Genomic DNA, 14,390 nt, shown 5'->3' with positions numbered 1-14,390 from the left:
GGGAAACTGGCGAAGACGACGGGATGGTCGACCGCATATTCCTATCTGAGGCGGGTTCAAGGATGAAGCGATTACCAAGCCGAACAGTGCTGAGCTTTCTTCTCTCCGCAGGTTTCGCCGCCACGCTGATGTCTTCCGCCATGGCGGGCACGATAGCGCCTTGCTCCGGTGTCGGATTGCTGCGTCCACCGGCGGCGGCCGTGCTGGAAAGTGTGCCCCCAAACCCGGCCGGCTGCGGACTAGGCCGCCGTTTCCCGGTGGAGGCCGGCGTTACGCTGTGGCGCTGCCGCGTCGATGTGCAAGATGCGCCAGATAGCATCATGTCGAAATATGCCTGGTCGCACGCGCTGCTGGTCATGCGTGAGGGACAACCCATCCAGTCATATCGCGACACGCTGGCGGACGGACGTTTCGACGCGTGGCATGTGCTCCGCGTCGATCTCGATGCCGATGGCGCGGAAGAACAGGTCGTCGCCTTGTGGAACGGGCAGGAAACCGAATGGCGCATCAATTCATGGACGATCCATGTTTTCTCCAACACATGGCAACCGCTCGGCTGGTATGGCGAGGTGCATGACTGGGGGCCTTCGTCGATTGTCTCGGCGATACCGGGACGCGCGGGTTGCGACATCGCGCTGACCTCTTATGAAGACGAGGGAACCGGCAGCGTCGTACTGGAAGCAGGGTTCGTTCGACTTGAAGGCGGCCGTCTTGCCGAGGCCTCCGACAGACCCCGCGCACGTCGCCCGCTGGGCGCAGAATTACAGCATGAACGGGCCGCGCATTTTGGCCAGGACGAGAACCGGGCGGAAGGCGACATCACGGCATGGCTTGGAAAATCGATCCGCTCCAGGCCGAATTGAATGGCTTTTCAGGGCCACGAGTCGGCGGCGATTATTTGCGTTCAGCCGGGTGTTTTTTATTCATGCGCCGGCGAATGGCCGCAACAAGCGAGGCGAACGTAGCACAGCGCAACTCACTCGTGCCGAAGCGATGCCGCTCTCCGACCTCCCATCCGAACCAATGCCGTTCGGAAATCCGATGTCTGCGCCCATTCGCCTCGATCAATCGGCAGGTGGCTCCTCCAGCCTGCTCCAGCACGACCACGTCCGTGATCGCCGACAAGGCGATATGCCCTTTCACGCGGCCCTTGCGCCAGTGGAGAATGTCGCCATCGAGCCAGAATGCTCGCCTGCGCCGGAACAAGCCCGGCCGGAACACATGGCCGTACTTGCTGAACTCCTGCGCATCCATCAGCCGCGAACGCCGCCGTCAGCCGGAAGGCCGCACATGCCAGGGGTCGAAATAGGCCCGGCTGAACGGTCCCATGAGCGGTCGGCTGATTTCTCCGGCTTCGGTGTCGGCGATGTTTTCCAGGAAGCAGGTGCACACCGAATTCGCCAGCGGATTGCTGTCGTGAGGGTCCGAGGCGACGATCGATTCAACGAGGCGGAAGAGTTCGACCTTCTCGACAAGGCCGAAGTCGGCAACGTGTGCGCGGTAGAAGCGACTGAACTCAGCGCACAGGCCATGTGGCGTAAAGCATCCATCCTTGCTCCTGAACAGGGAACCCGCGCAAGACGCGCTGAACGGGGGAAAGAGTTGCTCAAGCTGCGCGCGAAGCTCATCGGTTGTCATAACAGTCCGCGTGGAAGAGGGTGTGGAAAGCATATGTGTCCTGGTGTATGCAGCTTCAATTACCCTGGCGCTGTGAAATCAAAACGGCCCCGGAACCGTTCTGCGGGAACTCCCGGTAGCGGTAGGTGAACCTGCCCTTCTCTGCATATTTGTCACCATTCGGCACTGCGCTGAAGGAGATTTCTGAAGTGCGCGCCCACGTCTCAACGGCATCGGTAGCCCCTGACGTGTGATTGCCTCGGAATAAGATAACGGCGCAGATCGCTGCGGAAAACGCGATCACAGTCCGGTCCGAGCCTGCCTGATGCTGCCACGCTATTCGCGTCGCCCTTCGATAGATGCTCGAGGGCGAGATCGAGTTGTTCCAGATTATCGGCCAGTCGCTTCAGCATCGCCGAATGTTACCAGACCGCATCCGGGAGCCCAGCAAGAAATCAGCTAAGCCGCTTCCTTGTGCGCCAGCACTACGGCTGTCCTCCGGAACGGCTCATGCTGTTGATGTCATTCGATATGGTCCGCTTTCGGGTTGCCATCGGTAGACCTCCAATGTCCGAAATGGGGGCGCATTGTTGCCGTTGGCGACGCAAATCAATTCGGCCACTCCCAAGAGACCGGCCTACTGAGGCAATGCCAGACTAGTCGGGCAGATTGCTACTTTCCTCATCGTCGGTCAGTGCCAAATCAACGCCCGCAGCGCCCCGGTTCAGCAGCCCCGCGTCCTCAAGAGCTTCCAGATCGGGTAGTTCGCGTAGCGTATCGAGCCCGAACTGCTCGAGGAATTTTTTCGTCGTCACATAGGTGTAGGGGGCACCCGGCTGCGGCGACCGGGGCCCCGATGCGATCATGTCGAGCCGGCGCAGATGGCCGACGATATCGCGAGACACCTCGCGACCGAGCATGTCAGACAGGGCGGCGCGGGTGACCGGTTGATGGTAGGCGATCGAGGCCAGAACAAGCATCTCGCCCTCGGTGATATCGGCTCCGGCGACGGTGCCGCCGAAGGCGGCCTTCAGCACATCGGCTTGCCGCGGGCGGGTGCGGAACTGCCAACCGCCCGCAACGGCGACAATCTCATAGGGACGTGCCGTAAGCTCGCTGGCAATGTCCTCAATGAGTAAATCGATGCTGCACTCGCGGCCGACGATCTGCGACAGCAATTCCCGCGACACCGGTTCGGACGCAGCAAAAATCACTGCCTCGACGCGGGTCATCCATTCGCGCCAGCGAAGTTCGGGCGGCAGGGCTGCGAGTTCGGTATCTAACAATCCAGCATTTATTTCGCGCGCAGGCCGTCCCATCGCTACAATCCGTATAACCGAAAGGACGACCGGCCCGAAAGTTCGCGCACGGCATCGAGCTGCTGCAATCGCTCGAACAGCCGTCGACTGGCCCATCGGGTCATTGCCTTGCTGGTGAAGGAACCCGACACGGCATCGTCCGAGAGCAACAGGGCGATAACCTCCCCTGCCCCCTTGGCGCGCAATTTCGGCGTGACCTCTTGCAAGCGTTCGGCTTGCAGGGCGATCGCAGCAGCGAGCCGGCAGGCCTCGTTCGCCCCGGCCGCGGCGGCTATATAGACCGCTCGCTCGAAACCCGGCGCATCGGGACGACCCCGCCGCCGATCAGGACCGAAGCGCAGCACGGTCGCGTGGATCTGGCTCGCGATCAGCGGAACGGCATTACGCCAGCCCATTCGCCATGACAGAGCGATATCGGCCATCCACCACGCCAAGGCTTCCGCGCTTGGGTCTTCATGCATGATCGCCGTGGCGGCTCCTGCTGCGATTAGCGGCGCGGGAGCCATAGCGCGCACGTTGTCGGCAATCTCCTCCACGCGTTCGGCAAAGGCATCCGTCCAGGTGATGCCGAGCAGATCGGCGGCCGATTGAAGATCCTCAACCGACAAAGGCAGCGACCGGCCAGCGAGCTTTCGCCAGGCCAAAAGCACATTGCCGGCGGGACCCGGATCGTCACCGGGTTGGCGCAGATACCACGCATCGCGCAGAGCAGATTCGTCCTCCGCGCGGCGCATCAGCTTGACCGTTGCCGCAGCAGCCTTCAAGGCAAGTCGCTGCCGCCAAGCGCCGAGCCATGGCGCGTCTGAGCGAACGAGATTGTCGAGTGAATTCATGGCGCTGCCTGCCATGTAGGCGGCTTCGACCTCGCTCTCGACCGGCGCACGCGGCACCGCCCACGCGGGCACGCGGTGCGCGTTCATGGCGGGAGGAGTTAGTGGGGCAGCGTGCCGACTCATCGCAAATCAACCTACACGTCGTGTGCGGTTTATGCGAGAATTATCGATCCAATCCGCACCGCTTGTTGCGCAATAATAACGAACGATAATCTTGCATTATCATTCGTTTTGTGCGACCCCCGCAAAATGGCCTCTCTCGTCGACAAAAACCTCAAAAAACGCGCTGACGGACGCTCCGGTCGACCACAGGGAGCCTCCTCTAATGTCGGCCGAGGCGAAGTGAGCGGCTCAGCAAACGACTTAGCCGACATCGAACTGGACGTGCTTTTCAAGGAAGACTTGGGGTCCGAGCCAGGTGAGGAAGACGAAGCCCCCTCACCTTCCTTGCCCGCCGTCGCGCCATCTCACCAATCATCGCAACTCGATGCGCTCGCGAACCGGGCACGCGATTATGTCGAAGCGGCCAGTTCCACAAACACGCGCCGTGCTTACGCGTCTGACTGGAAGCACTTTGCCAGCTGGTGCCGGCGCCAGGGTATCGAGATATTTCCGCCCGATCCGCAGCTGGTCGGCCTCTATATTGCCGCCTGCGCATCGGGAACGGTGACTGACGGCCGGCAACCCAACTCGGTTGCGACGATTGAACGTCGGATTTCCGCGCTGACGTGGAATTACAGACAGCGCGGACAGCCGCTCGACAGGACGGACCGCCATATCGCCACCGTGATGGCTGGCATCCGCAACAAGCACGCCTCACCGCCGCGGCAGAAGGAGGCGGTGTTGCCGGAGGACCTCGTCGCAATGCTGGAGACGCTCGATCGCGGCACCCTGCGCGGTCTTCGAGACCGTGCCATGCTGCTACTCGGCTTCGCTGGAGGTCTGCGCCGTTCGGAGATTGTAGGCCTCGATTGCGGTCGCGACCAGACTGAGGATTCTTCCGGTTGGATAGAAATCCTCGACAAGGGCATACTATTGCGGATCCGCGGCAAGACCGGGTGGCGCGAGGTCGAAATCGGACGCGGTTCATCCGACGCAACCTGCCCTTTAGTGGCGCTCGAGACCTGGCTCCATCTTGCACGCATCGCCCACGGCCCCCTATTCCGGCGCGTTACGGGCCAGGGCAAGGCGGTTGGCGCCAATCGGTTAAACGCGCAGGAGGTTGCCCGCCTTGTCAAGCGCACTGCGCTGGCGGCCGGTATACGCAGCGACCTGCCGGAAGGCGACCGCGGGATGATATTCGCCGGCCACTCGCTGCGTTCCGGGCTGGCCTCCTCGGCTGAAGTCGACGAACGCTACGTGCAGAAGCATCTCGGCCATGCGAGTGCCGAGATGACCCGTAAATATCAACGGCGGCGTGACCGTTTCCGTGTCAATCTCACCAAAGCAAGCGGCCTGTAGGGAAACGAAACGGCCCCTCCCCTGCCCCGTCAATAATCCCATGGAGAGATGAATTCGAAGTAGGTCGCCTCGAAACCGGCAAGGTTGCGCGTTTCCAATTGGCTGCCGTTTACGCGTGCGATTGCAGCAATCATGCCGTCCGGCGCGGTGATCCGGCTGGATTTTCTGAAATTCGTAGGCAATTTTAGCGATCGTCACTGTCGGCAACGCAAGCTCGGCGTCGTGCCTTACCAGCCACGCAACCGCCGCTTCAATAGGGGACTTCTTCAGCGTCTCCGCCACGACATTCTAGAGAAATATCAAAGCTGACCGCCCTGATGCGGTCTCTGGCTCTCGCGGACGACCGCCTCCAGATCGATATCCGTGCCGGATCGTGCGGCAAGGCGGGCATAAAATGCTGCTGCGGCTTCGCGACCGGTTTCGCGGACTTCATAAGCCTCAAGAGCGCGCTCGACGATATCGGCGATAGATCGATTTTCCCGTAGAGCCAGACGGAGGGCCAAATCCCTAGCCTTGGAGCTCCGGACGCAGAGTTGTGGTTCGGCCATTTGTCACCTCCCTCCTGGAAACAAGCCACGGGAGCTTGAGAGTCCCCTCCCCTCGCGCTTCAGGAAGTCTCCGCCATGACAACCGATCCTTCGGAAGCCAGCGGCGCGGGTCAGAGATCCTTAACTTGATGAGGTGGTCCTCTCCGCGCCCCCATAATCCTAGGTTCAAAATATCAGCTTGGGCACCTCGAGAGAGCCAGTTCACGGATACCATAGAAAAATCTGGTCGACAGCGCGACTACCATCTTCATTCCGCCTCACCTCGGCCGCTTCAACGATCGCAATAGCGCATCTGATACTTCCAAACGCTCGCTCGGACTTTTCCCTTCATTTCGTGGATCAGATGCCTTGTGTGCAGGTGATCTGCTGGCATCAAGTTTGGCGCGCAAAAGCGCCATGACCATCGGCCAGGTGGAGAACTTCCCTTCTCTTGCCTTGTCGGTCAGATTGCGCAAATAGCCGCCGGCGCTGTTGATCTGGTCCGATCGCTGGAGGATTGCGGAGAGCGTGATCGCAGCTTGGACCTCGCCCATTGCTTCACAGGCTTCTTGCCAAGCGCTGGGACTCACCCCCAAGAGCGGCCTCGCGACTTCTGCGGCGGCCAGAAAATCCCGCCAGTGGCGAATTTCGCCCCCTTTCGCCAACGCTTTCACGTCCGGGCAGGCGTCAAGCACGATGCCCAATGGCAGTTCCCGTGCGGGCAAGCTGTGCAGGTTGCGATTATTCGCTCCGCTGGCGCTCGCTTCTTTTTCTTCTCGAGAGCGTTCTTCAGATTCTTTATGTGGATCGGTATTTGAATTCTGTATATGGCGCTCAGAATGAGACTCATTGGCGCTCATTTTCTGCGATCTGACAAACGATTCCAGCGTGTCGCGGATCTCTACATGCAACTCCTGCAGCTCGTTACAGATATCCTCGATGTGTTGACGCGGCGCGCTGCGCGGTAGCCGTGACACGGTGGTTTGATAGATCTGGAGTACCCTGCCCCAATTCCCAGGCACATTCTCTTCAATGCCGGCGTCGATCATCTTCACGACGTCACGCCGCAGCAGTGTCAGGCGTTCCCTTGCGACGCGCAAGGCGCGCTTTTCAGCCTGCACAGCATCAGAAAGGTCCTTGAACTCCTGCGCTCGCGCGATGATGGGGGACAAATCAAATCCATAAGCCTGCTCGATTTCTCCGCCCGCCCCGCGCCGTGCAAAGCGTTTCCCGTTGGGGCTGTCCCGCCGGATTACCAGTCCGCACTCGACGAGTATGGCGATGTGCCGCCGCAACGTCGCCGGGGAAATGCCATTGGCACGCGCCATAAGCTGCTCATTCGACGGCCAAACGATCATTACGCCGTCCGCACGGAGCTCTGCATCCCTATGAAAAGACAGAAGTGCGTTGAGGACCGCCAGAGCCCGATCCGTGGCGCCCAGCATTTCCCGTGCCTCACGGATATGCTGGAACACTTCCCATTTGTTAACCATAGCCTCGGTCGGCATGGCTTTCGCTGAAACCTGGCTAGATATCTGGCCAAGCGTCATTGATCGCCGCCCAAAGGGCGTCGTTGCAACATGTGTCTGCATTTCCCTCACCTACGATCAGGCAAAAGAAATCCGGCCGCCCTGAGCGGTTCAGCCCAAATCGGGCCTTGACTGCGATTCTGGGAAGTGCGATTCTCTAGTTGCTACACATGAGAAAGGGCTTCCGAGGTTCGCTTTGGGGGCCTTTTTCTTTTGCGTTCAGATATTGCCGTGCAAATGGCCCGGCTTTTCAGCTGTCTGTATCATCCTCCTCCTTTGCCCGTGAGAACTCGTCGTAAAGTCGGTCGAGCCGCGCTGCTACGAAGCTCGCGAATTCGGGGACGCGCCTTTCATCGAACGTGATTGCGGTCTGCGTTCCCTGCCTGATGATTTTCGCAGCCTGGCGCCCGTGAGGTGTAGACCAGGGCTGGGATTTCGCCACGCGTCGCGTACCGGGCGATATCGCCTTCAGGATAAGCAAAAAGCGCCCGTCACTGTCCGCCTCTCGGAACCCGACGGATTCGACAACATCGTCAACACGTCGCGACTGGCCCGGCTTCTCTAGTTCCTCGGCAAGTTTGACCCATCGCGCACGGCCGGCTTTCGCCGCCGGCCCTATCTTGCGAGCCAAGGGTTCTGGCACACGTCTGGCGACGGCGATGTAGCGACTTAGGTCGGCCTTATCGCTCGAGAGCGCCGCCATAATGACGGTTCGATCGTAGCCGGCGTCCTCGAGATGCTTCGCAAAAAGAGCCTTCTCGATGAATGAAAGGTCGGCCCTATCCAGGTTTTCCCGTCCCTGGGCCACGACCAATTCCTCATCGGAAAGCTTGCGAACGATGGCCTTGATGTTGCGATCCAACTCCGCGATCGCGCGAAGGCGTCGACGGCCATAGGCGATCTGATAACGCCCTTCCGACGTTGGATGCGGCCTCACCAGAATCGGCACCTGCTGGCCATGTGTTTCTATGCTGGCCTTCAGCTGGTCGAATCCAGGATCACCATCTGCGGGCAATCTGTCGGCGATCGGCGACGGATCAATCAGGTTTGGTGAGAGTTCGACGACGTGATCACCGGCACTCAGTTGCTCTTGGAGCTTCGCTGCGGCACGGGCACCTTGGGTCAGTTCCTGCAGCGACGTACCCATGGCGCCAATCGCACCGGTGCGAACGCGCTCAGGATCCTTCGCTGGCGAGCCATGCGGGGCAGGGGCGTCCGCCTTCTTGAGGAACAGGCTGTTGATGGCGTCTTTCCGGCTCATCTGCCCACCTCGGCTCCGCTCATGTTGGGAGCTCCCAACAGCGATGCGTGTTGGGAGCTCCCAACAGTCGATCCATGAAGCATAAGATGCTTGCCGAGACGGCCATCTGCCCAAGCGGCGGGGTCACGATCAAACCCCCTTTCGTGATCATCACAGTGGCGCGCAGATGATGTCCAGAAGCGCGTGAAGGCGACCCCGGTTCGTTCTGCTACGACCGAGTTGGGAGCTCCCAACTGACAGTTTGAAGCCTTCATCGGGTACGCCCCCATGCTGCCTTCATCAACCCTTCGACTTCCGCGTTGACCGCATCGAGCGATTCCATCGCCCGATCATAAGTGGCACGGGTAAGGTTTTCCCGACCGATCTCGTATAGCGTCTGCTTGGTGAGACCTGCATCGGAGACCGCCGCAGACTTCACCATCGGATTGGTCATTACGTGGTCGTCGAACAGGTTGCGCAAGAGAGCCGCCACCTTGGTCTGCGGAGCATCCTGCGGCTCGAAGCGCGTCAGCAGATAGCGGATGAAATCGTACTCCAGTCGTCCGCCAGCTTCCCGGACCACGCTCAGGAGATCGCGCGTCATCAGCAGGAACTGGCTCATCGAGGAGACGTCCAGCATCTGCGGATGTACGGTCACGATCATCGACGTTGCCGCACACAGACCGGACAGCGTCAAGAAGCCTAGCTGCGGCGGGCAGTCGATGACGACAACATCGTAATTGTCGGAAACCGTGTCGATCGCGGTCGCGACGCGCGCAAAGAATATTCCATCCCTTGTTTTCGACCCATCGGTGAGGGCTTTAGGTGTGGTATGCTCGAATTCCATCAGTTCCAGATTTCCAGGAACCAGGTCCAAGCCATCGAAATACGTCGGACGGATCACTTCGCTGAGCGGGCGGCGCAGCTCGTCGTAGCGAATTGCGGCATACAGCGTTTCGTTCGCGCGCACATCCGTCTCGGGCAACACGCCAAGAAGCGCCGACAGACTCGCTTGCGGGTCGAGATCCACGGCCAGGACACGATAGCCCTGAAGAGCAAGAAACTGCGCGAGGTGGGCGGAGGTGGTGGTTTTCCCGCTCCCGCCCTTGAAGTTGGTGATCGCTAGAACCTGGAGATGCTCGCCGGGGCGTCGGTGGGGAATAAAATCTCTTGCGTCACGCCCACGCGTGCCGCTGGCCAGAATTTGCCTGATCTCGTTGATCTGGCCGAGCGTATAAAGCCGCCTGCCATTCGTGGTGGTCTTCGGCTGCGGCCCTTCGCCAGCGAGCGTCATCTTGCGTAGGGTAGAGTCCGAAATTCCCATGAGCTTCGCCGCCTCACCTGAGGTGAACAGGCGCAGGGTCTTGTGAGACGTCGGCGGAAACAACATCTCGCTCATCGCTTGCAATTGCGAGCTCAACAGCTCAGCATGCGCGCCGATGGCCTCATCTGCTGCCAAGGTCGTGCCAACGTTCACACTGACGGCTTCAGTCACGGACATAGTATCTCATCACGGTGGAAGCGCATTTCGCGCAAATTCTCCGTGACGATACCTAAGGTGCGTTACCTTGCAAGGACTTAATGGTTAACGACTCCTTGCCGCAAGCTGCTCTGCTGAGCGCCGTTCGCGGTTGTTTGGCCATTTATCCCGTTTTTTCCGCTACTTATGATGAACATGAAAATGCGTGTGCCTGTGAGGGCCCCTAGCGGATTCAAGGGGGTAACTGCAACCGGAGATGCCTTAGGGCGCGTAGAGCGGAGTAGTTTCGTTGAGAATCGCAGCGACTCACACACCTCTCAGATTCGTTGGGATCACCCGGGACCGCGGCCGAGGCCACATTGTTTGCATCGTTTGCGAGAAGCCAAGCATCCGCGATTGCGCGCTTGACCGATCACAGACAACAAGCCTGCCTCTCGCCAGTTCGCGGCGGCGACTGCAGACGAAGCTGGAGATGCGCTTGGCCGGGACATCTGCGGCGCTTTCTCCGATCCTGACGCGGTCGAGACCAATCGCGACGGTCACCTGTTTATCGAAAGGCTCGGGCAACGGCCTGAGAAACTGGAGCGCTGACTGCCGGTGCAGCGGAGATCGTAATTGGATGTGACGCACATGTGCTCGAGACCCCAGCCGACGATAGCCGCCCCATTGTTTCAGGCGAACCCACGATAGGAGACGACGGATTCGAGGAACTTCTACCCTCTAGTTCGCGGCACCTCCCCTGATCAGCGGGAAAGAGGAGGGGAGGGGAGGGGGCATGTCTGAGCCCGCTGCCCGGTGGCCGATCCATCGCGCGCTATCGCGACCCAATCTTCTGCTGAGCGCCGACCGAAGCCAGCGGAGGCGGAATAGGCACGTCCTTTCCAACGTTGATCGGCGGCGATCATTGCCGGCGCGTTGGCCCGGACGGGGTGGCGATCAACTCACCTGCCATCGGCTTCGGTAGCACTATGTCATACTGGCTTACGCCCTCCGGTGCAGCGCCCGCAGGGACTGGTGACGTTCACAGGACCGACAGACGCGAGCCTCAAGCAACTGCGCCGACAGAGGCCGCGTTTTGGAAACGACCAGATTCGATCGGCAAAGAACGACGTGCCAGCGGAGTTAACAGACCCGGGGGGACGTCCAGTCATCCAACAGAATTCGGGCGTCGCGTGCGGCCGATATGAATGCGTTTCGCGCATAGCTGGGAGGCTTGCGGCCTTTTATGACCTCGAGACAAGCCCGCATGGCTCTCTCCCGCTTCTTTTGGCCCCTGTCCGGCCAATCCCTGAGGAGGATTTCCGCGGCGTGCTTGGTGGAGAGCACGACCTTGTCTCGATCGATCCGACCGGGCTGCACGCGAACCGGCTTGTGGAAACGCAATTTACTCATTCCTAATGTTAGGGCATCCTATAACCAGTTTGCAAGTGGCGGGCCGGGACACCGTTGGAAGCAGTAACGGTGCTAATCTGTATACCGCGGAGTGCAGCCCTTCTGCCGAATAGCAATCGATCGACTCTGCTGTTCTACGCTTCGCTGACAAAGCCCATGTCATGAGATGGCTCGCCTCAACCAGTCGGCTGCTTGCTAAGGTCTAGGGTCGGCAGGTGGGGCAGGGCCGCACGTCACTCCAACCCAGCATCGCCGCTTTGCTAAAGGCAGCCTCGCGCTCATAGGGGCCGTGCCATTGGCCATTTCTGGATGGATCGAGTTGCTGGAACCCGTCTTTGGCCGCACAGAAGCCACAGCCGGCGACGTGGACCCGAACCCGGCCTTGTGCCCGGTTCTCGTAGATGAAGTAAAGCACGGCCCACGCCCCCCAAACAATGTTGGCGACGTAAAGACGGAACGATCGACAGGTCAAGCGAAAGAGGCTTGGTTGGCGTAGGCTAGAATTGTGGCTCTTCGAATCCGGAGGACTGGGGAAAGGAGCGCATGATCTAGATCAGCGATTTTCGACGATCCGCTAGGCTTTAGATGGTGCGGAACCGCCTGATCGGTTTGCCAGGCGTAAGCCCCTCGGCTGCTGCAACGATCCCGAGCGCGTCTATGCCGTAGTGGCGATAAAGCTCGGCTATCGATCCGGTCTGACCGAAATGCTCAATACCCACAGGCCTCACGCGATGACCGTGCACCGAGCCGAGCCAGCCGAGCGTTGCGGGATGACCGTCTATGACCGTAACGATGCTGCAGTGAGCGGGGATATCGCTGAGTAGTCTATCGACATGGCTTGTTGCGTCGCCGAGGCCACCTTCGCGCGCACGCTGTGCCGCTGTCCATCCGGCGCTGAGGCGATCTGCCGACGTTACCGCGAGGAGACCTATGTCGCGTCGGTCCTCGCCTAACATCCCGGTTGCTTCTATTGCCTCCGTCGCGACCACTCCGGTGTAGGCGATGATGACTTCGGCGTTGGGGCCGGGCTTTCGCATCCAATAGCCGCCGTTGATGATGTCTGCTTGCAATTCTGGGGTCATTTCCCGTTTGGGTTGGTCGAGCGTGCGGGTTGACAGGCGCAGATAGACGGAGCCGCCGATCGCGTCACGCAGCCATGTCATTTGATCTCGCTCGCCCTCGCCAGACCGCTGCATGTACTCGAAGCCCCAGCGCATGATGGTCGCAAGTTCATCGACGAATGCTGGTTCGAAACTCGCCAATCCGTCTTGAGACATACCGATGAGAGGCGTTGCGATCGACTGATGCGCTCCTCCTTCGGGAGCAAGAGTCACGCCTGACGGCGTGGCGGCGATCATAAACCTTGCGTCCTGATAGCAGGCATAATTCAGAGCATCGAGGCCGCGTTCAATGAACGGGTCATAGAGCGTCCCAACTGGTAGTATTCGCTCGCCGAAAATCGAATGTGAGAGCCCGAGTGCCGACAGCAGAACAAACAGGTTCATCTCCGCTATGCCCAGTTCCATGTGCTGGCCGCGCGGGGAGGATGTCCAGTTGTAGGTTGAGGGTATGCGCTCGGATTTGAAAAGATCGGGAGTGGTCTGCCTGGAGAAGAGACCACGGCGATTGACCCAGGCGCCCAAATTCGTTGAAACCGTTACATCTGGCGACGTCGTGACTATGCGATCTGCCAATGGCTCACCGGCCTTGGCAATCTCATGCATGATCAGACCGAAACCCTGTTGGGTTGACATGGTGAGCTGGTAGCCAAGGGCAAGCCGTTCGGGCACGGGAACATCGGGGGCGACAAATCTGCGGCGGCCGCGTTGGGTAAATGGCACCCGGGCAAGATAGGCGCGCGCCTGAGCCTCGCCGACAGACAGGCCCTCGAACGGATCCCACTCGTGGCCTTCCCGAACGTTCATGGACTCCCTGAAAGTCTCTATCTGGCCGGGCGTCATCAATCCGGCATGGTTGTCTTTATGTCCGGCAAGCGGCAATCCGTGGCCCTTGATCGTATAGGCAAGAAAACAGACGGGACGGTCATGTGAGCGGGCTTCCTCAAAGGCTGCGAGCAGTGCTTCGATATCGTGGCCGCCGAGATTGGACATCAACTGCGCCAGTTCGCTGTCATTGCGCTTCTCAATCAGTTGCGAGACTGATCCCTGTTCGCCAAGATCGTCCAGCAGGCGCTTGCGCCACGCTGCCCCTCCCTGGAAAGTCAGGGCGGAGTAGAGTTGGTTGGGACAGGCATCGATCCATTCGCGCAGCTTTTCGCCGCCCGGCTCCGCGAATGCAGCCTGTTGCCGTTTTCCATATTTGAGTATGACAACGTCCCAGCCGAAGTTTTGGAAAATCGCTTCGAAGCGGGCCCAGAGGCCCTCTCGCACGACAGCGTCGAGGCTTTGGCGATTGTAGTCGATCACCCACCACGTGTTGCGCAATCCGTGCTTCCATCCTTCCAGCAGCGCTTCGAAGATATTGCCCTCGTCCATTTCAGCGTCGCCGACGAGGGCCACCATCTTGCCCTCCGGTTGCCTATCGGCCCATCCTTTGGCCCCGACGTAATCCTGCACCAGAGAAGCGAAGATCGTCTGGGCCGCTCCCAGCCCAACCGAGCCTGTCGAGAAGTCGACGTCGTCGACGTCCTTGGTGCGAGACGGATAGGATTGCGCACCCTTGTAGCCGCGAAAGTTCTCCAGCTTGTCGCGAGTCTGGTTGCCAAGCAGGTATTGGATCGCGTGAAAGAGGGGGCTTGCATGAGGCTTGACAGCGACGCGATCGTGCGGCTGGAGTGCATGGAAGTATAAGGCGGTCATAATTGTCGCCAGCGATGCCGAGGACGCCTGATGACCGCCGACCTTGAGACCATCAGCGTTATCGCGCAGATGGTTGGCGTGATGGATTGTCCACGTAGCTAGCCACAATGCCTTGCGTTCAAGTTCACCAAGCATCTTCAAGTCGGCCATGTCGTTCTCCTGCTATATGCATG

Annotated in this window: 12 protein-coding genes and 1 pseudogene; 2 read left to right on the top strand and 11 right to left on the bottom strand. The window is 59.9% G+C overall.

Annotated features, from left to right (window positions below):
* The first annotated feature begins 62 nt into the window (after nt 1–62).
* Nucleotides 63–863, top strand: a complete 801-nt coding sequence (locus tag V1479_RS23650; protein WP_368805025.1) for a hypothetical protein — start codon at nt 63–65, stop codon at nt 861–863.
* Between the two features lie 31 nt (nt 864–894).
* Here the strand turns inward: V1479_RS23650 and V1479_RS23645 are convergent, their stop codons facing one another.
* The 4 genes from V1479_RS23645 to V1479_RS23630 form a co-directional block, all read right to left on the bottom strand.
* A complete protein-coding gene (locus V1479_RS23645; protein ID WP_368805024.1) occupies nt 895–1,254 on the bottom strand; it encodes a hypothetical protein in 360 nt (119 codons plus the stop codon).
* Between the two features lie 18 nt (nt 1,255–1,272).
* A complete protein-coding gene (locus V1479_RS23640; RefSeq protein ID WP_368805023.1) occupies nt 1,273–1,638 on the bottom strand; it encodes a hypothetical protein in 366 nt (121 codons plus the stop codon).
* Between the two features lie 635 nt (nt 1,639–2,273).
* Complete coding sequence (gene scpB / locus V1479_RS23635; protein WP_368805022.1) at nt 2,274–2,936, bottom strand: SMC-Scp complex subunit ScpB; 663 nt, start codon at nt 2,934–2,936, stop codon at nt 2,274–2,276.
* 2 nt (nt 2,937–2,938) lie between these two features.
* Complete coding sequence (locus V1479_RS23630) at nt 2,939–3,856, bottom strand: DUF1403 family protein (protein WP_368805021.1); 918 nt, start codon at nt 3,854–3,856, stop codon at nt 2,939–2,941.
* Nucleotides 3,857–4,018: 162 nt separating this feature from the next.
* On the opposite strand from V1479_RS23630, the gene V1479_RS23625 reads away from it, so the two are divergent.
* Nucleotides 4,019–5,230: a site-specific integrase gene (locus V1479_RS23625; RefSeq protein WP_368805043.1), complete on the top strand. Its 1,212-nt coding sequence runs from the start codon at nt 4,019–4,021 to the stop codon at nt 5,228–5,230.
* A 29-nt stretch (nt 5,231–5,259) separates the two neighbouring features.
* On the opposite strand, the pseudogene V1479_RS23620 reads toward V1479_RS23625, so the two are convergent.
* The 7 genes and pseudogenes from V1479_RS23620 to V1479_RS23590 form a co-directional block, all read right to left on the bottom strand.
* Nucleotides 5,260–5,512, bottom strand: a pseudogene (locus tag V1479_RS23620) (PIN domain-containing protein).
* A gap of 17 nt (nt 5,513–5,529) precedes the next feature.
* A complete protein-coding gene (locus V1479_RS23615) occupies nt 5,530–5,778 on the bottom strand; it encodes a plasmid stabilization protein (RefSeq protein ID WP_368805020.1) in 249 nt (82 codons plus the stop codon).
* A gap of 257 nt (nt 5,779–6,035) precedes the next feature.
* A complete protein-coding gene (repC, locus tag V1479_RS23610; RefSeq protein WP_368805019.1) occupies nt 6,036–7,349 on the bottom strand; it encodes a plasmid replication protein RepC in 1,314 nt (437 codons plus the stop codon).
* A gap of 187 nt (nt 7,350–7,536) precedes the next feature.
* Nucleotides 7,537–8,547, bottom strand: coding sequence for a plasmid partitioning protein RepB (gene repB, locus V1479_RS23605; RefSeq protein WP_368805018.1), 1,011 nt, complete (start codon nt 8,545–8,547; stop codon nt 7,537–7,539).
* A gap of 250 nt (nt 8,548–8,797) precedes the next feature.
* On the bottom strand, nt 8,798–10,027 hold the full coding sequence (gene repA / locus V1479_RS23600; protein WP_368805017.1) for a plasmid partitioning protein RepA: 1,230 nt from the start codon (nt 10,025–10,027) through the stop codon (nt 8,798–8,800).
* 1,101 nt (nt 10,028–11,128) lie between these two features.
* The gene (locus V1479_RS23595) at nt 11,129–11,398 is read right to left on the bottom strand and encodes a DUF982 domain-containing protein (protein WP_368805016.1); all 270 of its coding nucleotides are present in this window, start codon (nt 11,396–11,398) and stop codon (nt 11,129–11,131) included.
* A gap of 581 nt (nt 11,399–11,979) precedes the next feature.
* On the bottom strand, nt 11,980–14,367 hold the full coding sequence (locus V1479_RS23590; RefSeq protein ID WP_368805015.1) for a thiamine pyrophosphate-binding protein: 2,388 nt from the start codon (nt 14,365–14,367) through the stop codon (nt 11,980–11,982).
* Nucleotides 14,368–14,390: the final 23 nt, after the last annotated feature.

Origin of the sequence: Neoaquamicrobium sediminum (assembly GCF_040970315.1) — a bacterium.
Taxonomy (GTDB): domain Bacteria; phylum Pseudomonadota; class Alphaproteobacteria; order Rhizobiales; family Rhizobiaceae; genus Aerobium; species Aerobium sediminum.
This window is presented reverse-complemented; position numbering and strand designations above follow the sequence as displayed.

Bases quoted from the DNA above. Each gene is read 5' to 3' on its own strand.
- V1479_RS23625 (WP_368805043.1), top strand. From the start codon at position 4,019: ATGGCCTCTCTCGTCGACAAAAACCTCAAAAAACGCGCTGACGGACGC.
- V1479_RS23595 (WP_368805016.1), bottom strand. From the start codon at position 11,398: ATGAGTAAATTGCGTTTCCACAAGCCGGTTCGCGTGCAGCCCGGTCGG.
- V1479_RS23640 (WP_368805023.1), bottom strand. From the start codon at position 1,638: ATGACAACCGATGAGCTTCGCGCGCAGCTTGAGCAACTCTTTCCCCCG.
- repB (WP_368805018.1), bottom strand. From the start codon at position 8,547: ATGAGCCGGAAAGACGCCATCAACAGCCTGTTCCTCAAGAAGGCGGAC.
- scpB (WP_368805022.1), bottom strand. From the start codon at position 2,936: ATGGGACGGCCTGCGCGCGAAATAAATGCTGGATTGTTAGATACCGAA.
- V1479_RS23590 (WP_368805015.1), bottom strand. From the start codon at position 14,367: ATGGCCGACTTGAAGATGCTTGGTGAACTTGAACGCAAGGCATTGTGG.
- V1479_RS23615 (WP_368805020.1), bottom strand. From the start codon at position 5,778: ATGGCCGAACCACAACTCTGCGTCCGGAGCTCCAAGGCTAGGGATTTG.
- repA (WP_368805017.1), bottom strand. From the start codon at position 10,027: ATGTCCGTGACTGAAGCCGTCAGTGTGAACGTTGGCACGACCTTGGCA.
- V1479_RS23630 (WP_368805021.1), bottom strand. From the start codon at position 3,856: ATGAACGCGCACCGCGTGCCCGCGTGGGCGGTGCCGCGTGCGCCGGTC.
- V1479_RS23650 (WP_368805025.1), top strand. From the start codon at position 63: ATGAAGCGATTACCAAGCCGAACAGTGCTGAGCTTTCTTCTCTCCGCA.
- repC (WP_368805019.1), bottom strand. From the start codon at position 7,349: ATGCAGACACATGTTGCAACGACGCCCTTTGGGCGGCGATCAATGACG.
- V1479_RS23645 (WP_368805024.1), bottom strand. From the start codon at position 1,254: ATGGATGCGCAGGAGTTCAGCAAGTACGGCCATGTGTTCCGGCCGGGC.